Origin of the sequence: Microbacterium sp. ZXX196 (assembly GCF_009709595.1) — a bacterium.
Classification (GTDB): domain Bacteria; phylum Actinomycetota; class Actinomycetes; order Actinomycetales; family Microbacteriaceae; genus Microbacterium; species Microbacterium excoecariae.
Genome location: NZ_WMEE01000223.1, coordinates 1 through 268, shown reverse-complemented (window position 1 = coordinate 268; position 268 = coordinate 1). Strand labels below are relative to the sequence as shown.

Below are 268 nucleotides of genomic sequence, written 5' to 3'. Positions count from 1 at the left end.
GGAGCAGCCAGCTGAGATCGCTGAACTGTTGAACTCGTGGGTCGGGGATCGCGTGGGAGCGTCTCAGTGAAACGCGCGAAACAGGAGAACATGCCGGGCGCCCGCAAGGCCGCGCTCTTGGTCCTGTCGCTCCGCCCGGAGCACGCAGCGAAAGTCCTCGGCCATCTCGACGACGAGGTCATGGCCGAGATCGCCACCGAGATCGCATCCCTCGGCAACCTTCCCAAGGAGGCCGCCAACGGTGTGGTGGAGGAGTTCGGAAAGGTGT

The 268-nt window shown here is 64.6% G+C and carries 1 pseudogene; it reads left to right on the top strand.

Annotated elements, in window-relative coordinates:
- Positions 1-66: 66 nt before the first annotated feature.
- Positions 67-268: pseudogene (locus GJQ66_RS12835) on the top strand (hypothetical protein); the annotation flags it as partial.